The sequence below is a fragment of the Bacillus cereus genome (assembly GCF_002567495.1).
Taxonomy (GTDB): domain Bacteria; phylum Bacillota; class Bacilli; order Bacillales; family Bacillaceae_G; genus Bacillus_A; species Bacillus_A cereus_AQ.
In genome coordinates this window covers 1-25,999 of sequence record NZ_NVAP01000040.1, presented here as the reverse complement: position 1 = coordinate 25,999, position 25,999 = coordinate 1, and the positions used below count along the sequence as shown (strand labels likewise).

Genomic DNA, 25,999 nt, shown 5'->3' with positions numbered 1-25,999 from the left:
CTTAGTAGAGTTTCGTTCCTTTCGTAAGTCAACACTTACGAAAAGAACGAAACATTATCATTTTTCATATAACAAACGGCAAGTCCCTCACCTTATAGTGAGAGACTCCCCTTTTCATTATAGACTAAAATCTATATTACGCATTTCGTGCAATAATTGCTACCCAATCTTCCATTCGTAACACTTCTTCAATTGTAAATCCAGCTTGTTCTAACGCCTCAGAAATTACTTTTTCCTTCGCAGCAATAATGCCTGATGTAATAAATAATCCACCTGATTTTACAACTCTCGCTGCATCTTTAGGGAATAAAAGAATAATTTCCGCTAATAAATTCGCTACGATTAAATCAACAGGGCCTTCAATACCTTCTAATAGGCTGTTCTGTCCCACAGTAACTATATCGTCTGTTTTATTTAAACGTACATTCATTTCTGCACTTTCTACTGCAACTGGATCTAAATCATATGCTTGAACAGCAGACGCACCTAATTTTGCCGCTGCAATACTAAGTACACCAGAACCTGTTCCTACATCAATGACAGCGTCACCTGATTGAACTGTTTTTTCTAAAGCACGAATACACATCGTTGTTGTTGGATGAGTTCCTGTGCCAAACGCCATACCTGGGTCTAATTCAATGATTTTTTCATCAGGAGAAGATGGTGTATATTCTTCCCACGTTGGTACGATTGTGAATGTATCAGAAATTTGTACTGGATGGTAATATTTTTTCCAAGCAGTAGCCCAATCTTCTTCATTGACTTCGTTAACGGTAATATTTCCAGTACCAATTTCGATGTCGTAAGATGGAAGCACATCAATAGATGATTTTACACCTGCAATCGTTTCATGTAAAGAATCCGTTTGCGGGAAATATGCTTTTATTAATACACCTTCCGCCGGATATTCATCTGGATTCAATGCATAAATTTCACCATATTGTTGCTCGCGCTCTTTCGTTAACTCCGCTGGATCCTCAATCGCAACTCCGCTAGCACCAGCTTCGTGTAAAATATGAGAGACAGCTTCTACTGCTTCTTCTGTTGTATGAATACTAATTTCTGACCATTTCACAATTTACCAACTCCATTTTTTATTTCCATTATTCCCCTTTGAAAGCACGTTTAAGCTTTCCAAACAAACTATCATCCTGCTCTTCTTGCCCTGCAAATTCACGTAATAAATCTTTTTGATGTGAAGTCAATTTCGTCGGTACAACAACGCGAACGACTACATATTGATCTCCTTGACCGTATCCACGTACGTTCGGAGCACCTTTTCCTTTTAAGCGGAATTCTGTTCCAGTTTGTGTTCCTGCTGGGATTTTCAGCTTCACTTTACCATGAACAGTAGGAACTTCCACTTCAGCACCAAGTGCCATTTGCGCAAATGTTAATGGCATTTCGCAAATAATGTGATCTCCTTCACGCTCGAAGAATTCATGATTTCTTACATGAACGACTACATATAAATCTCCTGCTGGTCCACCATTTACGCCAGCTTCACCTTTTCCAGATACACGAATTTGTTGACCATTATCGATACCTGCTGGAATTTTAACATTGATTTTTTTACGTTTACGAACTTTACCAGAACCGTGACATGTTGTACATTTTTCTTTAATCATTTGCCCAGTTCCTGAACAATGACCACAAGCTTGACGGTTCACAATACGACCAAACGGTGTATTTTGTTCCACACTCACTTGACCTGATCCTGAACAATGTTTACATGTTTCTTTTGAAGTTCCTGGTTTTGCTCCGCTACCTTTACAAGTATCACATGGATCCTCTACTGGAATTTCCACGTTTAATTCTTTGCCAAAAATAGCTTCTTCAAACTCTAAAGTGACTTGATATTGTAAGTCAGCACCTTGGCGCGGAGCATTCGGATCACGACGTCTGCCGCCGCCACCGCCAAAGAAAGAACTAAATATATCTTCAAAACCGAAGCCGCCGCCAAAGTCTCCTCCGCCGCCAAATCCACCGAAGCCTTGATTTGCACCAGCATGACCAAATTGATCGTACTGCGCACGCTTTTGATCATCACTTAACACTTCGTATGCTTCTTGTACTTCTTTAAACTTTTCAAGCGCATTTTCTTCTTTGCTTACGTCTGGATGGTATTTTTTAGCCAAACGACGATACGCTTTTTTAATTTCATCTGTTGAAGCGCCCTTGCTAAGTCCAAGGACCTCATAATAGTCTCGTTTACTCATAAATTTACAACCCCCGAATCTTTCACATAAACGTAATTTTAACACCGAAAGAAAGTGCTTTGCAACAAAGTTTCCTCACTTACAGTATGCAGAGTAAAAAACTTAAGAACCTCACACATTTCTCCTCATTCGTGAAAAAAGCCAAAGCCAAGGCACGCTTGACTTTGACTTTTTGTCATCTTACTTATTTATATTACTTATCTTCTTTTACTTCTTCAAACTCAGCGTCTACTACATTGTCTTTCTTCGCGCCAGCATCTTGTGCTCCTTGTGCACCTTCTGCTTGCCCTGCAGCTGCTTGAGCTTGCTCGTATAATTTAACACTTAATTGTTGTACGATTTCTTGTAAAGCGTCTTTTTTCGCACGGATTTCCTCAAGCTCGTTCTTCTCGATCGCAGCTTGTAGTGCCTCTTTCGCTTCTGTTGCTTTTGCAACTTCAGCTGCATCCACTTTACCTTCTAAATCTTTTACAACTTTATCCGTTTGGAATACAAGTTGGTCAGCTTCGTTACGAAGTTCAACTTCTTCCTTACGTTTTTGGTCAGCGTCAGCATTTGCTTCTGCTTCTTGTACCATACGATCTACTTCTTCATCAGAAAGACCTGAAGAAGATTGGATTGTAATAGCTTGTTCTTTACTTGTTCCTAAGTCTTTTGCACGTACGTTAACAATACCGTTCGCATCAATATCGAATGTTACTTCGATTTGTGGAATACCACGTGGTGCTGGCGGAAGGTCTGTTAATTGGAAACGACCTAATGTTTTGTTGTCAGCTGACATTGGACGCTCACCTTGTAATACGTGAATGTCTACTGCCGGTTGGTTATCAGCAGCTGTTGAGAATACTTGTGACTTACTTGTTGGAATTGTAGTGTTACGCTCGATTAATTTCGTGAACACGCCACCCATAGTTTCAATACCTAAAGAAAGTGGAGTTACGTCTAATAATAGTACGCCTTCTACATCACCAGTAAGTACGCCACCTTGAACCGCAGCACCTAATGCTACAACTTCATCAGGGTTTACACCTTTATATGGTTCTTTACCAGTTTCACGTTTAATAGCTTCTTGTACAGCTGGGATACGAGTAGATCCACCAACAAGGATAACTTTATCTAATTCGCTTGGAGCAAAACCAGCGTCTTTTAATGCACGACGAGTTGGCTCTAACGTTCTTTCAACAAGACCTGCTGAAAGCTCTTCGAATTTCGCTCTTGTTAATGTTAATTCTAAGTGTAATGGACCAGCAGCTCCAGCACTAATGAATGGTAATGAAATTTGTGTTTGTGTTACGCCAGAAAGATCTTTTTTCGCTTTTTCAGCTGCATCTTTCAAGCGTTGAAGCGCCATTTTATCTTGGCTTAAATCAATGTTATTTTCTTTTTTGAACTCAGCTACTAAGTGGTCAATAACAACTTGGTCAAAGTCATCTCCACCAAGACGGTTGTCACCAGCAGTTGAAATAACTTCGAATGTTCCATCTGCTAACTCAAGGATAGATACGTCAAATGTACCGCCACCTAAGTCATATACTAAGATTTTTTGCTCTTCATCTTGTTTTTCTAAACCGTAAGCAAGTGCTGCTGCTGTTGGTTCGTTAATGATACGCTCAACTTCTAAACCAGCGATACGACCAGCATCTTTTGTCGCTTGACGTTCTGCATCGTTGAAGTATGCAGGTACTGTAATAACAGCTTTCGTTACTGTTTCACCTAAGTATGCTTCAGCAGAAGCTTTTAAGTTTTGTAAAATGATTGCAGAAATTTCTTGAGGTGTATAATCTTTACCTTCAACTTCTACTTTGTAGTCTGTACCCATATGACGTTTAACAGACATGATTGTATTTGGGTTTGTAATTGCTTGACGCTTTGCAACTTCCCCAACTTGACGCTCTTCATTTTTGAAAGCTACAACAGAAGGTGTTGTACGGTTTCCTTCTGGATTTGGGATAACCTTTGGTTCTCCACCTTCCATAACAGCTACACAAGAGTTTGTTGTACCTAAGTCAATACCGATAATTTTACTCATGGCTAATCCTCCTACTTTTATGTAAATTTATTGATTTACTTTTACCATTGATGGGCGAATCACACGGTCTTTTAGTTTATAACCTTTTTGGAATTCTTCCACAACCGCGTTTGATTCAAATTCACTGTCTTCCACTTGCATAATAGCTTGGTGTTCATTAGGATCAAACTGTTTACCAACAGCTCCAATCACTTCCACACCTTCTTTAGTCAACGCTTCTAGCAATTGACGATGCACCATTTCCATACCTTGTAATAAGGATTTCGTTTGCTCATCAGTCGCTTCCACTTGCATCGCTCTTTCAAAATTATCAAGAGCTGGCAAGATGTCTGAAACTAGACTTTGTGCTCTATATTTTTCAGCAGCCTGTTTATCCATTTGGACACGGCGCTTATAATTTTCAAAATCAGCTTGTAGACGTAATGTGCGACCTTCCGTTTCCGTTAGTTTCGCTTGTAACTCATCTACTTTTTCTTGTAAAAGAGCAGCCTCACTTTTTTCTTCTACAGTTTCTTCACTGCTTTCTGGCGTGACAGCTTCTTCAACTTGCGCTTCTTTTACTTCTTCTACCACTTGTTCGTTACGCTCTTCCACAATATTCACCTCCTTAAAAGGTATTAGGTATCATGTATAGCATGATTACCTAAGTATTATATATTACACACAGCAATGAAAATTTCATCACTTGAGCGAATGTATTACTCTTATTTACTTTTTAAGTCCATCAGTAAATTGTCTCGTAAATAACTGTAACAAACTAATTACACGAGAATATTGCATTCTCGTAGGACCTAAAATAGCAATTGTTCCAAGTTGTTCTTCTCCGATCGAATATGTTGCGGAAATTAAACTACAATCCTCCATAGCCGTCGAAGTGTTTTCCCTACCAATTTTCACTTGAATCCCGACTTGTTTATGGCGCAAAATGTCATAAAATTCGGCTTCATTATCAATCATGGTAAGTAAAGATCTAACCTTTTGAATGTCATGGAACTCTGGTTGCGAAAGCATATTTGCTTTTCCTCCAAAGTATATCTTTTCCGATAAAGGAACTTGAAATGTACCATCTAACATTTTTATTGCACTATCGTAATTATGAACATACCCACGTAAAACTGTAACAATCTCCTTAAAGATTTTATTATGAAGTTCTTCCATCGGTACGCCAGATAGCTTTTCATTTAAAACATTAACCATTTTTTCTAAATCTGATAAATCAACAGATTCCGGAACGGTAATCGTTTTACTTTGTACATGCCCTGTATCAGTTACAATAATAGCGACTGCAGTTTGACGATCAAGCGGCACAATTTGTACATTTTTAAGTTTATTTGTACTTAACTTCGGTCCAAGAACAATGGCCGTATAATTCGTAAGTTCTGATAAAATTTGAGCAGATTGCTGTGCAATTTTTTCCGCTTCAAAAATTCTTTCAGCAAATAAATCTTTAATTTGTATAATTTCAGCGTTCGGTAAGTTTTGCGGCGCTAAAAGATGGTCTACATAAAATCGGTAGCCTTTCTCAGAAGGAACACGTCCAGAAGAACTGTGCGTTTTTTCAATAAAACCTAATTCTTCTAAGTCCGCCATTTCATTTCGAATAGTAGCTGAACTAAATGTAATTTCATCTTTTTTAGCCAACGTTCTAGACCCGACAGGCTGCGCTGATCCAATAAAGTCATCAATAATTGTTTGTAAAATTAAGAGCTGACGTTCCGTAAGCATCTCATCATCACCTCTGTTAGCACTCTTTGTCTTTGAGTGCTAAATCTATTAATAACTTACCAAAATTGACATTCAATTGTCAACGGAAACGTCACGAAATAATGAAACTTTTTCACGTTTATGGAACATTTAATTAGTCAATCAAAAATGATTGGAATACTTCATTCCCTAATAATTTTCCTTTTCGCGTTAAACGTACATATCCATCTTCCTCTTCAAGCAATCCCTGCCCTTGATTGCTTTGTAACTGCTTCGCGAAAATTTGATTCATCTCCACATTAAATTTACTGTAAAACGCCGTTTTAGAAACACCTTTTGTTTTTCGAAGCCCTAAGAACAGTTCTTCTTCCATTCTTTCTTTCTCAATCACTTTGTGAACATCTAAATACGGAAATCCTGTTTCATCAATTTTATTAAAATATTGCTTCAGCGGACCTACATTTTGAATACGTTCCCCGTTCACATAGCTATGAGCTCCAGCTCCAAATCCATAATACTCTTCATTATTCCAGTATGTGAGATTATGTCTACTTTTATTGTCTCCTTTTGAGAAATTACTAATTTCATACTGGTTATAACCGTGTTTCTCCATTTCATCCATTACTATTTCATACATTTTCGCTTCATGGTCTTCACCCGGAAGACGCAATTTCCCTTTATTCATTAAGTTATAAAACACTGTTTTTGGTTCCACAATTAATGAATATGCCGAGAAATGTTGCACACCAAGCGTAAAAGCAATGTCTAACGTTTCCTTCACATCTTCTATCGTTTGTCCTGGCAAAGCATAAATAATATCTACATTAATATTTTTAAATCCTACTTCCTGCGCCTCCCGAATCGCTAGAAATGCATCTTCCCTCGTATGCTTGCGCCCGATTTTCTCAAGCAGTTCATCACGGAACGTTTGCACACCAAAACTAATTCGATTCACTCCACCTTCTAGCAGTACATTCAACTTCTCTTTCGGTAGATCTCCTGGATTCGCTTCAAATGTCAATTCGCAATTCGGAGCAAATGGACGCAAATGACAATTAATAATCTCGAGTAATCTTTTTGTCTGTTCCATATTTAAAGCTGTCGGAGTTCCCCCGCCAACAAAAATCGTTTTCATACTATCAAACGGCACTTTTTGAACCGTATTTATTATTTCTTTCTCTAAATAATCTAAATATTTCTCTACCGGCTGGCGTTCAATAAACACTTTATTAAAATCACAATAGTGACAAATATGCTGACAAAATGGAATATGAATATATGCAGCTTGTACCAAATATAACTCCTACCTTTCTAAAAAGAAAACCTCCGTACTCCGGAGGATTCTCTACTTCTCTAACGTATTACGAATTTGTTCCATTCGCATTTTTCCCCAATCATACATCATTTCAACGATCGGTAAAAGCGACATGCCTAATTCCGTCATATAATACTCAACACGCGGAGGAATTTCAGGATACACTGTTCGATCAACAATCCCATCCTCCATTAACTCTTTTAATTGGTTCGACAAAACTTTATGAGAAATGCTCGGGAATAGTCGTTGTAATTCACTAAAACGATGTGGCCCTTCCACACCTAAGTGCCACAATATCACAACTTTCCATTTTCCACTAATAATAGAAAGCGTCAATTCCTTTTCACAATTAAAATTACCATTTTGTATTTTCTCTCGAATATCTTTTCGAATATTTTCGGACATTAATAGTCTCCTAACTCTATATCGATCACTAAAAAACTCTCTCATCATTGTAAATGAGAGAAGCTAAGATGTCTAAAAAGTAATTATACAGAAAAAAGAAGCCGCATAAACGACTCCTTTTTCATTTTAATTATTAGTTGTCATCCATTTTCAGTACAGCCATGAATGCTTCTTGCGGTACTTCTACAGAACCAACAGACTTCATACGTTTTTTACCTTCTTTTTGCTTATCAAGAAGTTTACGCTTACGAGAAATGTCACCACCGTAACATTTCGCAAGTACGTTTTTACGCATCGCCTTGATTGTAGAACGCGCTACAACTTTGTTTCCGATAGTCGCCTGAATTGGCACTTCGAACTGTTGTCTTGGAATTAATTCTTTTAATTTCTCTACGATTACTTTACCACGGTCATACGCTGAATCACGGTGAACAATAAATGATAAAGCATCCACTTGTTCATTATTTAAAAGAATATCCATTTTCACAAGTTTAGATGGTTTATAACCAATTAACTCGTAGTCAAATGATGCATATCCTTTCGTATTTGATTTCAATTGATCGAAGAAATCATATACGATTTCTGATAACGGGATGTCATATGTCAATGTAACACGTGTTTCATCTAAATATTGCATATCAATAAACGTTCCACGTTTACCTTGGCAAATTTCCATAACAGCTCCAACATAGTCATTTGGAACCATAATTGCAGCCTTTACAAACGGCTCTTCTACACGATCGATAGACTGTGGGTCTGGCATATTAGATGGATTATCAACAATAACATCTTCACCGTTTGTTAAATAAACTTTATAAATAACGCTTGGCGCTGTTGTAATTAAGTCAATCTTAAATTCACGTTCAATACGTTCTTGAATAATTTCCATGTGAAGCAGTCCTAAGAAACCACAACGGAAACCAAATCCTAAAGCTTGAGATGTTTCAGGCTCAAATTCAAGAGCAGAGTCATTCAATTCTAGTTTTTCTAACGCATCACGTAAGTCATTATAACGTGCAGAATCGATTGGGTATAAACCACAGAATACCATTGGGTTTAACTTACGATACCCTGCTAACGCCTCTGCAGCCGGGCGTTTCGCATGTGTAATCGTATCACCAACACGTGTATCGCCTACGTTTTTAATAGATGCTGCTAAAAATCCTACATCACCTACTGTTAACTCATCACGTTGCGTAGTCTTCGGTGTAAATACACCTACTTCTGTTACTTCAAATTCTTTACCCGTTGCCATCATACGTACTTTATCGCCAACTTTTACTGTTCCGTTTACAACACGGATATAAGCAATTACACCGCGGTACGGATCATATAAAGAATCGAAAATCATACATTGTAACGGCTCTTCTGAATCACCCGCCGGAGCTGGTACTTTTTCAACAATTTGCTCTAAAATTTCTTCAATACCAATTCCAGCTTTTGCTGAAGCAAGTACCGCTTCTGATGCATCTAAACCAATTACATCTTCTACCTCTTGACGTACACGTTCTGGATCCGCACTTGGTAAGTCGATTTTATTAATAACTGGTAAAATTTCTAAGTTGTTATCAAGCGCTAAGTACACGTTTGCTAACGTTTGCGCTTCAATACCTTGCGCTGCATCTACTACAAGAATCGCGCCTTCACAAGCCGCTAAACTACGAGATACTTCGTACGTAAAGTCGACGTGTCCTGGTGTATCAATCAAGTGAAGAATATACTCTTCACCGTCTTTCGCTTTATACGTTAATTGTACCGCATTTAATTTAATTGTAATACCGCGCTCACGCTCTAACTCCATAGAGTCAAGCAATTGAGCCTTCATTTCGCGCTGTGTTAACGCGTTTGTTTTCTCCAAAATACGGTCTGCCAACGTTGATTTCCCGTGGTCAATGTGAGCAATGATGGAGAAGTTACGAATTTTGGACTGTCTTTTTGCTCTTTCTTCTTTATTCATCTATGTTCTCAACTCCTAATAGTCTCGCCAATATACACTAGCACTGATTATATCAATAGAGCAGCAAAGATTCAATGAAAACTCGTGCTGCTCACAAGACAAATCATTCTATCTATATCTTATGCGAACAAACCATAAGAGACAAACCCTTTTCAAATTTTAAAACGGCTGTCTTACAAATCAGTAAAACAACCGCCTCCCATGTTACTCTTAGCTAAAAATTTCTTTTATTTTTCCAACAACTATATCCGTTCCAAACTTCGTCATTCCATAAGCTACACTTGCTACCGCCATCCCAATTCCTTCTACAACATTAAAACTTCTTAAACGTTCTAATTGTTGTTGTTTTTCTGAAGCTGAAAATGAACTACCCAAAACTTCTGATTCAGCACCTGTACTCTCTGTCCCTGTCATATGAGCTATTTGTTCATACGACAATTGCTGATAACCTTTCATACTTTTCAAACCATGATTAGCAAGCGCCACTCCTGCTATCATCATAAGTAAGCACAAAGCTACACTACATATACACAAAAGCGCAAAGCGGCTCAAACTATTATCATCTTGTCTCCTCAATGTGTATATGCTCCTGTATTATCTTGATCAATTTGATGATGCAGCGCTGCATTTAAACCACTCGCTATTACATTTGCCATATCCTCAATAAAAGCATCAACTTCTTTTGGGGTCACCATTAAATTATGACCAAGAGGAGATAGCACTTCATAAATCAACCTTCTTTTTTCTTCTTCTTCCAACGTACCAACAGCACCTAAAAACATATTTCGGCTCTTTTCATCCGGCATATCTTCTTCTGTTAATTTTTTCTTTTCTCCAAATGAAAATCCGGCTGGTAACAAAGATCGGGAAGGTTTGTTTCCTTCTTTCATCTCTCGGCCAAAATGTTTCAAAATAAAATCAATTGTATCACTTGTAATCGAAACGGCATCGACCACAGTCGGAACACCAATTGCGATAACAGGGATACCTAATGTTTCTTTACTTAGTTCCTTACGTTTATTCCCAACACCTGATCCAGGATGAATTCCAGTATCAGAAATTTGTATCGTGCTATTTACTCGTTCAATAGAACGGGCAGCTAATGCGTCAATCGCAATTACAAAGTCCGGCTTTGTCTTCTCAATAATTCCATAAATAACATCGCTCGTTTCGATCCCTGTAATCCCCATTACCCCCGGCCGAATTGCACTAACAGGCCTAAATCCTTCTTCTACACTTTCAGGTTGCAATTGAAACAAATGTCTCGTTACTAATACATTTTCTACAACTATCGGTCCAAGAGCATCTGGTGTTACATTCCAATTCCCAAGACCTACAATTAAACAGCTCGCTTCTTTCGTAACACCAGCCTCTTCTAAGAAATAAGAAAATTCTTTTGCAAAAATACGCTCTACTTTTTGTTGAAGTTCTGTATCTTGCTGACGTATACCTTGTACTTCAAGTGTTAAATAATTCCCAGGTTTTTTACCCATCGCTTCAGAGGCCGCTTCATCAATTGTGACTTTTGTAATTATAGTACCTTCTTCTTCCCTCTCTTTTACAATAACCCCCTGTATCCCTTTTTGTTCTTCTTGGCGCTCTTGTAACATTTGATGAGCTTCTACAGCAAGGTCAGTTCTAACGCTATATTTACTTAAATCTAATGGTTCTTTCATCGTATCTCCTCCGTAATTCATAGTAAATATCGTTAGATTTCCCAAAGTTATATAAGGTCATTCTTTCCTTTACGTGAAATTTCATGGATATACTATTGCAATTCTCTTCACCGTTTGATAGAATATCACTTGTTCTATGTAAGAATCGAGTCATTCGATTGCACCAGGGAGGTGAAAAGTATGGCAAACATCAAATCTGCTATCAAACGCGCTAAACTTAGCGAAGAGCGTCGTGCACATAACGCTTCTATCAAGTCTGACATGCGTTCTGCTGTTAAAACTGTAGAAGCTTTAGTTACTAATAACGATCTTGAAAATGCTAAAGAAGCTTTCAAAACTGCTTCTAAAAAACTTGACAAAGCAGCTCGTAAAGGTCTTATCCACCAAAACGCTGCATCTCGTCAAAAATCTCGCTTAGCGAAACAAGTAAACGCGTAAGGCGTTTAAAAAACGATCCATTTGGGTCGTTTTTTTATATACAAAAAAGTTCACGTATTAAGTACGTGAACTTTTTGTATCGTTACATATGATTTAACCGCATTAAGAAAAACTCGAGCACAAGCTTCTTATCCATCTTTCCCGTCTTCATGCTATAATCAGCTTCCGCTAATTCTATAATCACTTTTTTTAATTCTTCAAAAGAGAAAAACTTCGTTTGATTCATCGCCAACTTTACACGATACGGATGTACACCAATATGAGACGCAATTTGATTTTGTCCATAACCACGTTGCTGTAACTCTTTTACTTGATACAACAAACGGAATTGACTCACTAATAACGCAAGCAATTTAATCGGTTCTTCCTGCTGCGTAAATAATCCATCCAAAATTTGCATTGCACCCGCAATATCTTTTTTCACCACTTTTTCTGTCAAAGCAAATACATTTTGCTCAACTGACTTTGGCACAAGCTCTGCAACAAGTTTCGTTGTAATCTCTCCACCCATACCAACGTATAACGTTAACTTGTCCATTTCCTTCGCCAACATCGTTACATTACTTCCGACAAGCTCTAACAACAAACTAACAGCCGCATTATCAATATGCACATGCACTTCATCTGCGCGAGCAACAATCCATTTCTGAACATCCTGCACTTGCATCGCATTCGCTTCTACTACATCCGCTGTTTTCTTTAATAGTTTTGTAATTTTTTTTCGTTCATCGAGTTTTTCGTAAGGCGCAACAAAAACAAGAATAGAGAACGGAGAAGGTTCACCAATATATTCTTCTAAAATTTTTATATTTTGTTCTAACTTTTCTTTTTGTGAAGTTAAAAATAGTGGTGATTTTATTAATAACACTTTACGTTCCCCGAAAAAAGGAAGCGTACGCGCATCCTCAACCACATCTTCTAAATACGCCTCTTCCAAATCGTATGTCACAACATTAAACTCTCGGTCTTCCTCTTCAAGTGCTTCTGTTGTAATATCCTTTATCGTTTCATTTATAAAGAACGCTTCCGTTCCATACAGCAAATACAACGGAGCAAACTGTTTCTTTTTAATTTTTTTATGTATATCACTCATACTTTTTTCCTACTCCCTAACTTGGCAATATATATTTATACTAATGCCCTATCTTTTGTTTTACAAGTACAAAGGAACAGGCTTTATAACCCGTCCCTTTATTTATATTAAACGCCACGCAATAAGTCCCGGGTTTCTTATTGGTGTGCGGTAATCACCTTCCCTTTATTATTCGCAATAAAAATTTGAGTATAAGTGCCAACTGTTAACATGCTTGGAAACGAAAAACTCACGCCATTTTGCGAACTAGAAAACAGTAAAAATACTCATTTCCTCTTCTTATGGAAATTGTAGATTTTTTTCTGACAATATTTTATACTAAAGTGGAATGTTGGGAGGGATTCTAAATGAATGATTTTGAACAAAACGTTCAAAGTAAACGAAATGACGCTATTGATTCAGGAGTAGGATTTATCGTCTCATTTGGTTTTTTCGCAACACTTTTCATCATTGCAACTGTCATTAAATTTATCGGTTCTTAAAGACTGCCACTTCATGGCAGTCTTCTCTTTTTCATCTATTCTGTGTTTCATCATATGTGATTTTACTTTGAAAGGTTCCGTTTTCTCCTTTAAAAACATAGGAAATAGCACCTTGCTTATCCGTGCGCCATATTGCACTCCCCATCTTCTCAAAACGCTCTATCACTTCTTTATGCGGGTGCCCATACCTATTCTGCTCACCAGCAGATATAATCGCTACATGGGGCTGTATGACGTTCAAAAAAGGCTCTATAGATGACGTATTACTCCCATGATGAGCAACTTTTAAAACATCCACTCGCAAATCTGGATACGCTTCTATTAAAAACTTCTCCCCTTCTTCTTCTAAATCGCCTGTAAATAGCCACTTCAGCCCTCCAAATTTTGCCCATATTACAATTGAAGCGTTATTTTCACTTTTTTCTTTTCCTTTTGGAGCTAAAACGAAAAATTCCGCTTCATTTACACTCCACTTCTCCCCTTCCACCACTTCAGTTATTTTCATTTCCTTTTCTAATGCCTTTTTCTTTACTACTTTTTCTAATACTGCATCTTGTCTCTTTCGGCCAAACACAACTTCTTTTACAGGTATATATGATAATAATTCTTGCGCAGCACCTATATGATCTACATCTCCATGCGTTACGATTAATTTATCAATTGTTTTAATACCTTCCTTTTGTAGATAGGGTATTAAAACATCATTTCCAACAGAAAACTCATGCTTTTTCTGTTGCCATTCTTCCTTATTCACACGAAGCGTTCCACCTGTATCAATAAGATAAATCCCTTTATCATACGGAAGGCGAATTAATATCGCGTCACCTTGTCCAACATCAATAAATGTCACACTTCCGCTTCCTCTAAAATATGGATATACATAATGACACGTGCTAATAAAAAGAAATACACTCACAACTATACATACCATTTTTTTCGGCGCTCTCTTTTCCAAAACCATCAATATACTGACAATACTCACACAATATACAGTTACAAGAACGAAGGGCGTTTTCCCGAAAATAAGCTGGGTAAATGGTAAACTTTCACAATAACTTAAAAAATCATTAGACATACTCAAGCCTATTGATAATACATCCGCAAATCCTTTTGCGAGAACTGGTACAATTGGCATACACAGTAAAATAATAATGCTACATGGTAATACGATGATCGATAAAAACGGAACGTATAAAAGATTGAGGAAAATACTATATGGAGAAAAATAACCAAAGTGATATAACAAAATCGGAGTACTAACGAGCTGAGAAATAATAGATATATAAATAGAATTTCGGATTACTCCGTTGCTACTCTCTAATAATAACGGAGCAGACAAAAGTAAAGCAAAACTGCCTACAAAAGAAAACTGAAATCCAATATTAAAAACAAGATAAGGGTCATATATAAGCATACATATAGCTGTTACACTTAAAGCATCTAAACTAGATAAACGAATAGAGCACATAAAAGCAATCAACATCAAAACTCCTGTTATAGAAGCTCTTATAACAGATGGTGATGCCCCTGCTAAAACCATATACAAAGGAATACAGACGATAAGACAGATTGTTGCTACCTCCCTTGTCACACCACTTCTTAGCAAAATAAAATATACTATCACCATTAACAATACAATGTGCGAACCTGAAATTGCTAACAAGTGTACAAGACCAAACTGTTGATATTGCGCTTCCACTTCAAACGTCATTTGTTGTCTGTCCCCAAATAATAACGCATTCATAAAAGCACCTGATTGCTCTGGAAACATTTCTGTAACTTTCGAGATTACTTGTTGCCTCAAAAGAAGAATCCATTGTATGAACGACAGTGATGTTTTATAGCATTCGGAAATATATGTAGCCTCAAATATGAAATGAATATGTTGTTTATATAAATAATCACGGTAATTAAAACCATGAAAATTCCGAGCTGTTTGCGGTTCTTTCCTCTCACCCTCGAATATACATGATACCCCCGCGTATAATTGTTGCATCTTTTTCTTTTCCAAGGCTGATTTCATTCTATAACTTAACTGCACTACATTTTTATTCTGATCTTCAAATTGAAAAGATAGGCGATCCCCATTAACAAGCGGTGTATTTTGTATGACCCCTCTTGTAACTCCATAGGACTCTCCTAGAGGCTTATTCCACTCTTGAACATAGGAAGTGTATATAGCACTACTAAAGCACGCTACAATACAAAAAATGAAGGTTTTACGCGAAGTGCGATATAAACAGAAGAAAATATATACAAAGAGACAAAAAACTATCAATAAAAGTGACGAGGAAAAGGCGATTGCAATCCCCATTATAAACGAGATTGCAACATACCCCCATTGTTCCTGCAACTTATACTCACTCCTTATAGCATCATTTTTGCTTTCGTGAATACATGCTGTAATTCTTCCATTGATAAATTATCTTTTTCTAAAGACGCAAATAATTCTTTTAGCTCCGTATAACGTTTTTGCTCCTCTAATGCAGCAATATCATATTCTAGCGGAACGTGCTTCACTGTTACATTCGCTTGTTCAAATAACTCTATGGCGTACGGATGATTTTTATAATCCTGCGCATAATAAACCGCTGTAATACCACTTTGAATAATTGCCTTACAACATTGTAAACAAGGGAAATGCGTAACGTAAATTTCTGCTTCCTCTGTTTTCGCACCAAACTTGGCACATTGTAATAAAGCATTCATTTCGGCATGAATTGTCCGAACACAATGATTATCGATTACGTAACAACCATCATCTATACAGTGTACGCCACCTTTAATCGAACCATTATATCCACCAGCAATAATTCGTTTATCGCGAACGATTGTCGCTCCTACCGCAAGCCTTGTACATGTACTACGTAACGATAGTAGATGGCTTTGCGTCATAAAATATTGATCCCATGAAATTCGTTCCATATTTTTCACCTACTTTTTTGTCTACTTGTAGTGTAGCGAAAGAAGAAAAACTTCGTCAATCTTTTACGGAATAATAATTTGATCTTTTATCTTTTCAAGAGACTTTGCACCAATCCCATCAATCTCTAATAAATCTTCTATTTTCTGAAATGGACCATGTTCTTCTCGATATTTCAAAATACTTTCTGCCTTTCGAGAGCCAATCCCTGTAATTTTTTCTAATTGCTCTTTCGCCGCTGTATTTATTTGAATCTTGCCATCTTCCTTAGAAGAAGTAAGCATTCCTTGTCCTGACTCATTTTTACTCGGTATATAAAGAAGCATTTGATCTTGTACAATTTGTGCTAAATTCACTTTTTTTATATCTACTTCTGACAAAAAACCACCAGCCTTTTGAACCGCATCCTTTACGCGATCTCCTTCCCTCATTTCATATACCCCTTCTTTACTAACCGCTCCTTTCACATCAATTATAATTGTTCTTTTCTGTTCCTGTGCATCCGATATTTTCGGTTTACCCTTTTTCTCTTTCTCTTGCACATTCATTGTAATAGGCATTTGTTCTGCACTCTGGTTCGTTTTCCAAAAAACAAGAAAAAGTAAAGTTCCAATAATAGCTACTAAACCTAACCACTTTTTCGGAAAATCCCACATCATTTTACACCTCTAATCATAAATTTATAACATCATTCATATTGTTTAGGAGAAAGCTGTTACGAAGGAGGGATGAAATTTTGAACATAGGAATTATAGGGACAGGAAACATGGGGAATATACTAATCGATGCATTTTTAGAAACCCGTGCTGTCAAACCTTCGTGCCTTACAATCATTAATCGGACGCCTGCCAAAGCATATCATATAAAAGAGAAATACCCTTCCGTTCATATAGCCAAAACAATCCCGGAAGTAATCGAACAATCACAACTTATTTTTATTTGCGTTAAGCCAATAGATATATACCCTATCCTAAAAAAATACGCTAAACATTTTTCTGATGAAACGTGCTTAGTTTCTATTACAAGTCCAATATCTCCATCACAATTAGAGACTCTCGTACCTTGCCACGTTGCGCGTATCATTCCAAGCATCACAAATCGCGCCCTCTCTGGCGCTTCACTATTTACATTTGGAGATAATTGTTCTGAAGAATGGCAACAAAAACTACTTCGTCTATTCAAAAACATTTCTACGCCTATTGTAATAGAAGAAGATATAACGCGCGTTTCATCTGATATAGCAAGTTGCGGTCCTGCTTTCTTTAGTTATTTACTACAACGCTTCATTAACGCTGCTGTAGATAAAACAAATATTACACACGAAGAGGCTACTACTTTAGTAAGTGAAATGGTCGTGGGGATGGGGAAATTACTTGAAAAAGAAATCTTCACATTACCTACCTTACAAGAAAAGGTTTGCGTGAAAGGCGGCGTTACCGGGGAAGGCATTCGGGTTTTAGAAGAACATGTTGGAGATATGTTCCATAAGTTAATCGAGCGAACACATGAAAAATTCGATGAAGATTTAGAATGCGTTGATCAGCAATTCAATAAACACACATAATAAATACGTCATTTTCATTCCAAATCCTTTTTATAAATACTTACTTTTTCATACTATATTTTCACTTCAACTACTATTTCCACACTTTACGCATACCATCTTCAAGTTATGCTAGAACTAAAATTACATCTTCTTTATAAAACAAAAGCAACCTTCTCGGTTGCTTTTGTTTTATCCGTTTTTCTTCGCCATGAAGAAAATACGTTCTGTTTGTTCTGTAACTTCAAGTCGTTCAAAATCACCTGTTACGCGAAGCACTGTAAAACCTGCTTCTTCAAGCCATTTCGTTAACTCTTCCACTTGATATGCACGTTGCACGTGACACTCGTCAAATCGATGGTACACATCTTCTTCTGGATCTTGAACAAAGAATGTTAAATCATGCTCTACACTATTTGATTCTTCACCAGGGAAGCAATTCCAAATAAGAGATATTTCTTCTCCATTCACTGTATATGTTTCATTTTGAAATACATGATGTATTTTATATAAAGAATGTACATCAAATAAAAACAAACCATCTTGACGTAAATGGTGAAACACCCTTCTAAATGTTTCTTGCACTCCATCTTCTTGCAATACATAATTTAATGAATCACAAAAGATAGTGACACAGTCAAACTCACCTGGAACATCAAGCTCTCGCATGTCTTGTTGGTAAAAAGGAATAAAGTATCCCTCTCCACCTAGTTTTTGCTGAGCGACTGTTAACATTTCTTCTGAAAGATCGACACCTATTAAATCGTAACCCTTTTTCACAAGCGGCAGTGTTACATTACCCGTACCGCATGCTACATCAAGAATTTTTGCCTCTTTCATATCTGCCTGCTGTAAACTTTCCTCTGTGAATTCCACCCATTTATCATAAGGGACATCATTCATTAGTTCGTCGTACAACAATGCAAATTGTTCGTATTTCATTGGCCTAGCTCTTCTGTAATATCTTCACGTGGCACATCGCCCCATAGACGCTCTAAATTATAGTGATTACGCTCATCTTTATGGAATACATGAGCAACTACATCTCCAAGATCAACTAATACCCAACGTGCTTCGTCAAAACCTTCCATACGTTGTACGTCGATTTGGAACTCATGTGCTTTTGATTTAATTTCACGTGCAATTGCTTGCACTTGTTTATCTGAATTACCGTGACAAATAATGAAATAATCTGCAATTGGTGAAATACCTTGCATATTTAGGACAACCATATCTTCTGCTCTCTTATCATCAGCTGCTTTTGCCGCTAATACTAATAAATCTTTATCATTCATTTACTTATTTCCTCCTTGATAACTGCATTGTATGTTTGGAATGTTAATGGATAAATCGTCTGATCTTTTTCCATTAAAAATTGAATTGTTCGCTTTAACGCAAATAATAAAGCTTGATTTATATCTGTATATGCGAGTTTACGAGCCTCTTCCACACCTGGAAACTTTCGCCCAGGCTCAATGTAATCAGCTACATAAATCACTTTATCTAACATCGTCATGTTCTCATGACCACTTGTATGATATGTAATAGCTTGCAAAATTTCAGAATCCGTAATGCCTACCTCTTTTTCTACTAAGTATGCCCCAACAGGTGCATGCCATAACTCTTTATTATAGCAAAGTAAATCTTTCGGCAAATCTTCACGTTTAATAATCTCTTCCATCTCTGAAATCGCTCTACATTTCGCATAATCATGGAATATAGCTGCCATCTCTGCTTTTTTTTCGTCCACACCGTATAACTTAGCAAGCTCAATCGCTGTCTCCATTACACCAATTGTGTGTATATAACGTTTTTCATGCATTTGTTGTTTGACAATATGAAGTGCATTCTCACGATTCATACAACCCATTCCTCTCGATATATACCTGTACTTTTTCAGGAAGTAAATATTTACATGTTTTCTTCTCCTTATATCTCTCACGTAATAAGGATGAAGAAACTGCAAATTCCGGAATTTCCACTGTAGTAATCTGATACGGCGTATGCAATGTATACCCAGGTCTCGCAACTCCAACAAACGTTACAAGATTAAGTAAAGCTTCAATGTTATACCACTTCGGTAAATACTCAACCATATCCCCACCAATAATAAAGTGAAACTGCACATCCGGATACTTCTTCGTCAATTGTAACATAGTGTCATACGTATAAGATGGGCCCTTCCTGCTTAGCTCTTCTAAACAAATAGAAAAGTGTTCTTCTGCCTCAGTCGCGAGCTCTAACATATGTAAACGACTTTCTACACTTGTAATATTCCGTCCTTGTTTATGTGGCGGAATCTGGTTTGGCAAGAACCATACTTCTTCCAAGTTCAAAGCGTGATATACTTCATTTGCAATTAGCAAATGGCCATAGTGAGGCGGATCAAATGTACCGCCAATGATGCCAATTTTCCTCAAAAGAAACGCCCCTTCCTTTTACATACAGCAACTCTCCTCGGTTAGGAATGAAGAGAGTCGCTATTAATAAAAGTTCAATTGGTTTCGCTCTCTACATCATTACGCATCAGCGATAAAAATAGCGCATGCTAATCTTTTTATCGAGGAAGTTTAATCTGCTTATTTTCTCTTGATTCTTTGTATAAAACGATTGTACTTCCGATTACTTGAACGATTTCAGCTCGCGCACCTTGTGCAAGTTCTTCTGCAACTTCACGACGATCAAATTCACAGTTTTGTAATACGCTCACTTTAAATAGTTCACGAACTTCTAACGCTTCTCCAATTTGTTTCACCATATTTTCATTTACTCCGCCTTTTCCTACTTGAAAAATTGGTGTTAAATGATGTGCTTGTGCACGTAAAAATCTTTTTTGTTTTCCTGTTAACATATATGTTAGCCTCCAAGCTTTTTTATAACTAATTGTTTCATTCGATCAATATTTGGTACACGTCCTGTCCACATTTCAAACGCAAGTGCCCCTTGATAAACAAACATATCAATACCATTTTGAATGATTGCGCCTTGCTCTTTTGCCTCACATAAAATTTTCGTTTCAAATGGATTATAAATTATATCTGATACAATCGTTCCTTTTTTTAACGAAGAAATTTGTAATGGCGTATGTTCGACGTGTGGATGCATACCTATTGTTGTCGTCTGAATGATAATATCATAATTCCCTTGTTCTTCTGTCACTTTTTCTAACGACAAAGCAACAGAATTAACATCGGCCGTACGTGCAGAAATAAGTTCTTTCGCCTTATCTACTGTACGATTGGCTACATCAATCTCTTTTACACCTACATCAGCAAGAGAAAAATAAATAGCTCGGCTAGCACCACCTGCACCAAGTAACAAAATACGTTTCCCTTGAAGTGGTTCATTACTAATTGACTGCAGCGCTCGAACAAAACCAATTCCATCTGTGTTGTAGCCAATTAACCTTCCACTCTTATGAACCACTGTATTTACTGCGCCGATTTTCCTTGCCAATGGATCAATCTCATCCAAATATTCCATAATAGCAACCTTGTGCGGAGTTGTTACATTAAATCCTGAAATACCTAATGCTTTTAAACCTCTTACTGCTTCCCCTAGCGCTTCCTCTTCCACAAGGAATGCATGATAATGGGCATCCATATTCAAGTGTTCAAATGCATCGTTATGCATAACGGGTGATAATGAATGTCCAATTGGATTTCCGATTACACCATATAATTGTTTCATAAATCCCTCTCCATATTAAATTAAAGATTTACGCAATGAAACACTTACTCCTTTTGGTACGTGTGCAACAATTTTTGCTCCTGATTCGTTCACAGTAACCCATCCTAATCCAGAGAATACAACATCCGTTTTTGGTTCACGAATATTAAATTCATATTTCACTAGCTCAGGCATATTTTCTAATTCTTCTGGTGTTGGGGGGCTTAGCAAATCCCCAGCATGATTTTTATATAATTCATCTGCTTTCTCAAGCTTTGTACGATGGATTGTTAAACGATTCGAGAAGTGACAAGTAAACGCACGACGACCACCACTTACATAATCAAAACGTGCCAATCCACTAAAGAATAACGTTTGTTCTTCATTTAATTGGAATACCATCGGCTTAATTTCTTTTGTTGGTGTAATAAGCTTTAAGCTTTGCTTTCCAACATAATGAGCCATTTGGTGGTGGTTAATAATACCTGGCGTATCATATAAAGAAGATTCTTCGTCTAATGGAATATCAATTAAATCCAGTGTTGTTCCTGGGAAATGAGATGTTGTAATTACATTTTCAGTCTCATCACTAAATTCTTTAATCATACGATTAATAAATGTCGATTTCCCTACATTCGTACATCCAACAACGTAAACATCTTTGCCGCCGCGATAATACTCAATAGCATCTGCTAGTTCAGCAATCCCTTGTCCCTTCGCTGCACTAATTAAAAAGACATCTTCTGGTTTTAATCCCAGCTGCTTTGCACTATAGCGCATCCAATGCTTTACTTTATCATGTTTTACTGACTTTGGAATTAAATCAGCTTTATTTCCAACAAGTAATACTTTATTATTTCCTACGAAACGATGTAAGCCAGGTAACCAGCTACCATTAAAATCAAAAATATCTACAATTTTGACTACTAATGCATCTGATTTTCCAATTCCATTTAAAATGCGTAGGAAATCATCATCTGTTAACGATACATCTTGAATTTCATTGTAATGCTTCAAGCGAAAACAACGTTGACAAATGACTTGTTCTTTCTCTAAAGATGAGGTAGGAGCATACCCCACTTCGTTTTTATTTTCTGTTTGAATTTCTACACCGCAACCAATACATTTAATTGTTTCAGTCAAACTTTATTCCTCCCAGTTAATTAAACCTTTTTTCTTCATATTTTTCATAATTCTTCGTTCAATTTTTCGATTAAAGCGCGTCACTAATCCGTCCGTTTGTGCTACCGGTACAACTAAAATTGTATGAAGTCCTACTCGATTTCCACCAAGCACGTCAGTCAGTAACTGATCTCCAATTACTACAACTTCCTCTGCCTGCAGATGCATCTCTTGTATCGCACGCTTAAACGCTCGAACAAACGGTTTACGTGCACTATGAATAAATGGAATACCTAATGGATCAGCAAAATCTTTTACACGTTGCTCATTATTATTTGAAACGACCGTTACTTGAATGCCTTGCTCTTTCATTTTTAAGAACCATTCTTCAAGTTGCGGCGTTGCATTTGGACGATCCCATTCAATTAAAGTGTTATCTAAATCAGTAATAACGCCTTTAATTCCACGTTTTTTTAAATCTTCTGGTTGAACATGATATACATTTTTTACATATTCATTCGGTAAAAATAGCTTCAATTTCTTTCACCTCTTTGAGGATTTTTCATAAAATTTTTCGACAACATTTTTCGATATATAACCTGTGGATAAAATTGTACACATTTTCCACATTAATCTTTCAGTTAATTTGGAATTTACTAACAATCTATACACACCTTATCCACCTAGGTATGTGGATAACCATTCGTTTGTGACTGTCATATTTTTTTGGTACATTAAATGCATCAACGAATCAATCCTTATATTATTAGGAGGTGACTCACCTTGAAAACAAAACATATGGAACAGTTATCTACTGAGTTACTCACTGAGTCTTATTATAAAGCAAAAGAACTAAAATTAAATCCCGACTTCATTTTACTTATAAAACAAGAAATTATTAGACGCTCATTAGAGGACAAGCTTGTCAAATCTTCTTGATTACATATAAAGCGAAACTTTAATCAGCCCGTACCAATCAGACAGTTACGGGATAAATGATTGGATGACCTGTAAAAAGAGCCATCCTACGATGGCTCTCGAATAAACAAGTACTCCCATCTAGGGGATTTCATCATTAAGTATCTTTGTCCATAACTCTTACTTACGGTTATAAAAACTTTTCTTTATTTGTAAGTTAATCGAGTAGCAATTTTTTCACCAAGACGAAGTTCTTGTCCACTCTTCAATTCCTGCACTACTTCTATCATATCTTTTTCAAACAATAACACAACTGTTGAACCAAATGTAAAGTATGCCATTTCTTCACCTTTTTGAACAGTATCTCTTTCATGCAAAAGCTCAATACTATTAACAAACATAGCACCTACTTTTACAAGAGCCATATGCTCGCCATCACTGTTCACTTCTGTAACAGAACGATAATTTTTTGACAACGGTTCTTTCCCGTATTCCATACCAGCTGCATTTACCGGATATGATTTTCTACCGAGTACAAATCTTTCAGTCACAGAACCAGAAAGCGGACTATGAATGCGATGATAATGACTTGGACTCAAATAAATTACCATATATGTACCGCCTGCATATCGCGTTGCACGTTCTTCATTACCTAGCATATCCACAATTGAATAACGCTTTCCTTTAATATCAAATGTCTTTGTGTCCTCAATAGGACCATGATCTGCAAAAACACCATCAACAGGACTAACGATACTCGATGCATCTGTATCAATACTACGCTTTCCCTCTTTTAGCTTACGCGTAAATAAATCATGCAATGTTCTATATTCCTTCAAGCCCTTTTCCATCTCATCTTGATTAATTTGAAAAACTTTCGCATACGATGGAATAATGATAGAGCTCAAACGAGATTGTGCAAATTTACGTAATATATAAGAAGTAAAGCGACCATTTGTAAGTTCTATCATAAGTCGATATAATGTACGTCGCAAATTGCGAAACCTCCTAATCAGTCTATAACTTTAGTTTTCCCTTCTTTTCTTTCTATATCATATGTGAAATTGGTTCTTATTCCCACATATCATATGAAGCAGCCTTATTATACATGCAGAAAACTAAGTATGGTATGATTCTTAAATTATTTAGCACCTTCTAATATTACAGATAGAATCCGTCATTTTCAACAGTGAACATGTATTTCTTCTTAGCATAACGCGTTTTCTTTTCTTATTTACAAAAAGAAAAGCAGCCCATTTTAAAATATGGCTGCTTCTAATACACTTTATTCTTTCGCTTTTTTCTCTTTCTCTGCCCTTACAAACTCGTGGAACATTTTCATTAAGGCACGCTTTTCAATTCGTGATACGTAGCTTCTAGAAATGCCAAGCGCCTTAGCGATTTCCCTCTGTGTTTTCTCTTTATCAAGCCCAAGTCCAAAACGTTTCACAATCACTTCTTTTTCTCTTTCATCTAAAATATCGATATACTCTTTAATTTTTTCTAACTCCATACTAAGCTGAATCATATCAATTACATCTTCAGACTCTGATTTTAATATATCAATAAGCGATATTTCATTCCCCTCTTTATCTTGCCCGATCGGATCATGAAGTGAAACGTCTTTTTTCGTTTTCTTTAGTACACGTAAATGCATCAAAATTTCGTTTTCAATACAGCGTGCTGCATACGTTGCAAGCTTTGTTCCTTTTCCTGCTGAATAGCTCTCGATTGCTTTAATGAGCCCGATCGTACCAATTGAAATTAAATCTTCTGCATCTTCTCCTGTGTTCTCAAATTTTTTAACGATATGAGCTACAAGCCGTAAATTATGTTCAATTAAAAGATTTCTCGCTTGAGCATCACCTTGCTCCATTAACTCTAAGTACTTTCTCTCATCATCTGATGATAATGGCTGCGGGAACGCATTATTCTTCACATAAGAAACAAAGACAAACACTTCTCGAACCATATATCCAATTGCGGCGAATAGACTCAAACCTTTCACCTCCGCCAAAATAGTGGTCTTTATTATGTGTATGTGGGCGTGAGGTTGTTTGTGTCTGTACAGTTTATTTATAAAACTCAACACTTCTAACATTTAAAATATTTTATTGTTATATTATAATTAAATGAAATTGTTATTTATATATGAATATGCTATTAAAGGGGACACTATTCATGATTACATTAGATCGATTATTAAATGTAACAATTTATTTAGGGGTATTTTTACTTTTCATTTCGTTCATTACTTTTGTCATTAAAAGAGGGCCTGATTTATTATTTTTTCAATTTGGAATTTCTTTATTTTTTGGAGCTCAAATTATAACTGGAATGAATTTTTTTCATAACTATGGTTTCTCCTTTCACTCAAAACTAGAACTACTTATCTTTATTTTCTATGTAATCGGAATTATTACATGTATACTATTGTTCTTTCACTTTCAAGATCCGTATCGAATTTTTTTATTAATTTGTAGTTGTTTATTTTTGACTGGATCCA

Annotated in this window: 28 protein-coding genes and 1 pseudogene; 5 read left to right on the top strand and 24 right to left on the bottom strand. The window is 36.6% G+C overall.

The window, feature by feature from the left end; genetic code table 11:
* Positions 1-136 precede the first annotated feature (136 nt).
* The 10 genes from prmA to gpr all read right to left on the bottom strand — a co-directional run bounded on the left by prmA (position 137) and on the right by gpr (position 11,305).
* Positions 137-1,075 (bottom strand): 50S ribosomal protein L11 methyltransferase, encoded by a 939-nt coding sequence (prmA, locus tag COK05_RS18765; protein WP_098613804.1) that lies wholly within the window; start codon positions 1,073-1,075, stop codon positions 137-139.
* A 28-nt stretch (positions 1,076-1,103) separates the two neighbouring features.
* Complete coding sequence (gene dnaJ / locus COK05_RS18760) at positions 1,104-2,219, bottom strand: chaperone protein DnaJ (RefSeq protein ID WP_098613803.1); 1,116 nt, start codon at positions 2,217-2,219, stop codon at positions 1,104-1,106.
* Between the two features lie 193 nt (positions 2,220-2,412).
* Positions 2,413-4,248 carry a chaperone protein DnaK gene (gene dnaK, locus COK05_RS18755; protein ID WP_097819252.1) on the bottom strand — a complete coding sequence of 612 codons (1,836 nt, stop codon included), beginning with the start codon at positions 4,246-4,248 and terminating at the stop codon, positions 2,413-2,415.
* A gap of 27 nt (positions 4,249-4,275) precedes the next feature.
* Entirely contained in the window at positions 4,276-4,842 is a 567-nt protein-coding gene (gene grpE / locus COK05_RS18750) for a nucleotide exchange factor GrpE (RefSeq protein ID WP_098613802.1), read from the bottom strand.
* Between the two features lie 114 nt (positions 4,843-4,956).
* The gene (gene hrcA / locus COK05_RS18745) at positions 4,957-5,973 is read right to left on the bottom strand and encodes a heat-inducible transcriptional repressor HrcA (RefSeq protein WP_098613801.1); all 1,017 of its coding nucleotides are present in this window, start codon (positions 5,971-5,973) and stop codon (positions 4,957-4,959) included.
* Positions 5,974-6,106: 133 nt separating this feature from the next.
* Positions 6,107-7,246 (bottom strand): radical SAM family heme chaperone HemW, encoded by a 1,140-nt coding sequence (gene hemW / locus COK05_RS18740; protein ID WP_098613800.1) that lies wholly within the window; start codon positions 7,244-7,246, stop codon positions 6,107-6,109.
* 51 nt (positions 7,247-7,297) lie between these two features.
* Positions 7,298-7,672 carry a winged helix-turn-helix transcriptional regulator gene (locus tag COK05_RS18735; protein WP_098613799.1) on the bottom strand — a complete coding sequence of 125 codons (375 nt, stop codon included), beginning with the start codon at positions 7,670-7,672 and terminating at the stop codon, positions 7,298-7,300.
* Between the two features lie 133 nt (positions 7,673-7,805).
* On the bottom strand, positions 7,806-9,629 hold the full coding sequence (gene lepA / locus COK05_RS18730; protein WP_098613798.1) for an elongation factor 4: 1,824 nt from the start codon (positions 9,627-9,629) through the stop codon (positions 7,806-7,808).
* Between the two features lie 210 nt (positions 9,630-9,839).
* On the bottom strand, positions 9,840-10,205 hold the full coding sequence (locus tag COK05_RS18725) for a YqxA family protein (RefSeq protein WP_098613797.1): 366 nt from the start codon (positions 10,203-10,205) through the stop codon (positions 9,840-9,842).
* Entirely contained in the window at positions 10,202-11,305 is a 1,104-nt protein-coding gene (gpr, locus tag COK05_RS18720) for a GPR endopeptidase (protein ID WP_098613796.1), read from the bottom strand. Before gpr ends, COK05_RS18725 begins: the two co-directional genes overlap by 4 nt.
* 180 nt (positions 11,306-11,485) lie before the next feature.
* On the opposite strand from gpr, the gene rpsT reads away from it, so the two are divergent.
* Complete coding sequence (rpsT, locus tag COK05_RS18715) at positions 11,486-11,743, top strand: 30S ribosomal protein S20 (RefSeq protein ID WP_001274012.1); 258 nt, start codon at positions 11,486-11,488, stop codon at positions 11,741-11,743.
* Positions 11,744-11,825: 82 nt separating this feature from the next.
* Here rpsT and holA read toward each other — a convergent pair whose 3' ends face one another.
* A complete protein-coding gene (gene holA, locus COK05_RS18710) occupies positions 11,826-12,836 on the bottom strand; it encodes a DNA polymerase III subunit delta (RefSeq protein WP_098613795.1) in 1,011 nt (336 codons plus the stop codon).
* Between the two features lie 347 nt (positions 12,837-13,183).
* Between holA and COK05_RS18705 the strand changes: the two genes are divergently transcribed.
* Positions 13,184-13,318: a YqzM family protein gene (locus COK05_RS18705; RefSeq protein WP_000997609.1), complete on the top strand. Its 135-nt coding sequence runs from the start codon at positions 13,184-13,186 to the stop codon at positions 13,316-13,318.
* Positions 13,319-13,349: 31 nt separating this feature from the next.
* Here the strand turns inward: COK05_RS18705 and COK05_RS18700 are convergent, their stop codons facing one another.
* The 3 genes from COK05_RS18700 to COK05_RS18690 all read right to left on the bottom strand — a co-directional run bounded on the left by COK05_RS18700 (position 13,350) and on the right by COK05_RS18690 (position 16,900).
* Positions 13,350-15,671 (bottom strand): DNA internalization-related competence protein ComEC/Rec2, encoded by a 2,322-nt coding sequence (locus COK05_RS18700; protein ID WP_098613794.1) that lies wholly within the window; start codon positions 15,669-15,671, stop codon positions 13,350-13,352.
* Positions 15,672-15,685: 14 nt separating this feature from the next.
* A complete protein-coding gene (locus COK05_RS18695) occupies positions 15,686-16,243 on the bottom strand; it encodes a ComE operon protein 2 (RefSeq protein WP_000439773.1) in 558 nt (185 codons plus the stop codon).
* 63 nt (positions 16,244-16,306) lie between these two features.
* Positions 16,307-16,900: a helix-hairpin-helix domain-containing protein gene (locus COK05_RS18690; protein ID WP_098613793.1), complete on the bottom strand. Its 594-nt coding sequence runs from the start codon at positions 16,898-16,900 to the stop codon at positions 16,307-16,309.
* 77 nt (positions 16,901-16,977) lie between these two features.
* Between COK05_RS18690 and comER the strand changes: the two genes are divergently transcribed.
* The gene (gene comER / locus COK05_RS18685) at positions 16,978-17,805 is read left to right on the top strand and encodes a late competence protein ComER (protein WP_098613792.1); all 828 of its coding nucleotides are present in this window, start codon (positions 16,978-16,980) and stop codon (positions 17,803-17,805) included.
* Between the two features lie 171 nt (positions 17,806-17,976).
* Here the strand turns inward: comER and COK05_RS18680 are convergent, their stop codons facing one another.
* The 8 genes from COK05_RS18680 to COK05_RS18645 form a co-directional block, all read right to left on the bottom strand.
* Complete coding sequence (locus COK05_RS18680) at positions 17,977-18,726, bottom strand: class I SAM-dependent methyltransferase (RefSeq protein WP_098613791.1); 750 nt, start codon at positions 18,724-18,726, stop codon at positions 17,977-17,979.
* Positions 18,723-19,079 carry a ribosome silencing factor gene (gene rsfS / locus COK05_RS18675; protein ID WP_000998173.1) on the bottom strand — a complete coding sequence of 119 codons (357 nt, stop codon included), beginning with the start codon at positions 19,077-19,079 and terminating at the stop codon, positions 18,723-18,725. Before rsfS ends, COK05_RS18680 begins: the two co-directional genes overlap by 4 nt.
* Complete coding sequence (gene yqeK, locus COK05_RS18670) at positions 19,076-19,645, bottom strand: bis(5'-nucleosyl)-tetraphosphatase (symmetrical) YqeK (protein ID WP_098613790.1); 570 nt, start codon at positions 19,643-19,645, stop codon at positions 19,076-19,078. The genes rsfS and yqeK overlap by 4 nt, the downstream gene beginning before the upstream one ends.
* Complete coding sequence (gene nadD, locus COK05_RS18665) at positions 19,635-20,204, bottom strand: nicotinate-nucleotide adenylyltransferase (RefSeq protein ID WP_098613789.1); 570 nt, start codon at positions 20,202-20,204, stop codon at positions 19,635-19,637. The genes yqeK and nadD overlap by 11 nt, the downstream gene beginning before the upstream one ends.
* A gap of 137 nt (positions 20,205-20,341) precedes the next feature.
* On the bottom strand, positions 20,342-20,635 hold the full coding sequence (gene yhbY / locus COK05_RS18660) for a ribosome assembly RNA-binding protein YhbY (RefSeq protein WP_000955228.1): 294 nt from the start codon (positions 20,633-20,635) through the stop codon (positions 20,342-20,344).
* 5 nt (positions 20,636-20,640) lie between these two features.
* Entirely contained in the window at positions 20,641-21,474 is an 834-nt protein-coding gene (aroE, locus tag COK05_RS18655; RefSeq protein WP_098613788.1) for a shikimate dehydrogenase, read from the bottom strand.
* Positions 21,475-21,489: 15 nt separating this feature from the next.
* Complete coding sequence (gene yqeH, locus COK05_RS18650) at positions 21,490-22,596, bottom strand: ribosome biogenesis GTPase YqeH (RefSeq protein WP_098613787.1); 1,107 nt, start codon at positions 22,594-22,596, stop codon at positions 21,490-21,492.
* A 3-nt stretch (positions 22,597-22,599) separates the two neighbouring features.
* Positions 22,600-23,112, bottom strand: a complete 513-nt coding sequence (locus tag COK05_RS18645; protein WP_000765307.1) for a YqeG family HAD IIIA-type phosphatase — start codon at positions 23,110-23,112, stop codon at positions 22,600-22,602.
* Between the two features lie 246 nt (positions 23,113-23,358).
* Between COK05_RS18645 and COK05_RS18640 the strand changes: the two genes are divergently transcribed.
* Positions 23,359-23,514, top strand: coding sequence for a sporulation histidine kinase inhibitor Sda (locus COK05_RS18640; RefSeq protein WP_000850094.1), 156 nt, complete (start codon positions 23,359-23,361; stop codon positions 23,512-23,514).
* Between the two features lie 185 nt (positions 23,515-23,699).
* Here the strand turns inward: COK05_RS18640 and COK05_RS18635 are convergent, their stop codons facing one another.
* Together COK05_RS18635 and sigK are read right to left on the bottom strand one after the other, a co-directional pair.
* A complete protein-coding gene (locus tag COK05_RS18635) occupies positions 23,700-24,488 on the bottom strand; it encodes a phosphatidylserine decarboxylase (protein WP_098613786.1) in 789 nt (262 codons plus the stop codon).
* A 290-nt stretch (positions 24,489-24,778) separates the two neighbouring features.
* Positions 24,779-25,492, bottom strand: coding sequence for an RNA polymerase sporulation sigma factor SigK (gene sigK, locus COK05_RS18630; RefSeq protein WP_000051382.1), 714 nt, complete (start codon positions 25,490-25,492; stop codon positions 24,779-24,781).
* Between the two features lie 182 nt (positions 25,493-25,674).
* On the opposite strand from sigK, the pseudogene COK05_RS18625 reads away from it, so the two are divergent.
* Positions 25,675-25,999: pseudogene (locus tag COK05_RS18625) on the top strand (hypothetical protein); the annotation flags it as partial.

Bases quoted from the DNA above. Each gene is read 5' to 3' on its own strand.
- holA (WP_098613795.1), bottom strand. From the start codon at position 12,836: ATGAGTGATATACATAAAAAAATTAAAAAGAAACAGTTTGCTCCGTTG.
- COK05_RS18705 (WP_000997609.1), top strand. From the start codon at position 13,184: ATGAATGATTTTGAACAAAACGTTCAAAGTAAACGAAATGACGCTATT.
- COK05_RS18680 (WP_098613791.1), bottom strand. From the start codon at position 18,726: ATGAAATACGAACAATTTGCATTGTTGTACGACGAACTAATGAATGAT.
- dnaK (WP_097819252.1), bottom strand. From the start codon at position 4,248: ATGAGTAAAATTATCGGTATTGACTTAGGTACAACAAACTCTTGTGTA.
- rpsT (WP_001274012.1), top strand. From the start codon at position 11,486: ATGGCAAACATCAAATCTGCTATCAAACGCGCTAAACTTAGCGAAGAG.
- lepA (WP_098613798.1), bottom strand. From the start codon at position 9,629: ATGAATAAAGAAGAAAGAGCAAAAAGACAGTCCAAAATTCGTAACTTC.
- COK05_RS18695 (WP_000439773.1), bottom strand. From the start codon at position 16,243: ATGGAACGAATTTCATGGGATCAATATTTTATGACGCAAAGCCATCTA.
- gpr (WP_098613796.1), bottom strand. From the start codon at position 11,305: ATGAAAGAACCATTAGATTTAAGTAAATATAGCGTTAGAACTGACCTT.
- COK05_RS18690 (WP_098613793.1), bottom strand. From the start codon at position 16,900: ATGATGTGGGATTTTCCGAAAAAGTGGTTAGGTTTAGTAGCTATTATT.
- aroE (WP_098613788.1), bottom strand. From the start codon at position 21,474: ATGAAACAATTATATGGTGTAATCGGAAATCCAATTGGACATTCATTA.
- rsfS (WP_000998173.1), bottom strand. From the start codon at position 19,079: ATGAATGATAAAGATTTATTAGTATTAGCGGCAAAAGCAGCTGATGAT.
- yqeK (WP_098613790.1), bottom strand. From the start codon at position 19,645: ATGAATCGTGAGAATGCACTTCATATTGTCAAACAACAAATGCATGAA.
- hrcA (WP_098613801.1), bottom strand. From the start codon at position 5,973: ATGCTTACGGAACGTCAGCTCTTAATTTTACAAACAATTATTGATGAC.
- yhbY (WP_000955228.1), bottom strand. From the start codon at position 20,635: ATGTTAACAGGAAAACAAAAAAGATTTTTACGTGCACAAGCACATCAT.
- dnaJ (WP_098613803.1), bottom strand. From the start codon at position 2,219: ATGAGTAAACGAGACTATTATGAGGTCCTTGGACTTAGCAAGGGCGCT.
- COK05_RS18735 (WP_098613799.1), bottom strand. From the start codon at position 7,672: ATGTCCGAAAATATTCGAAAAGATATTCGAGAGAAAATACAAAATGGT.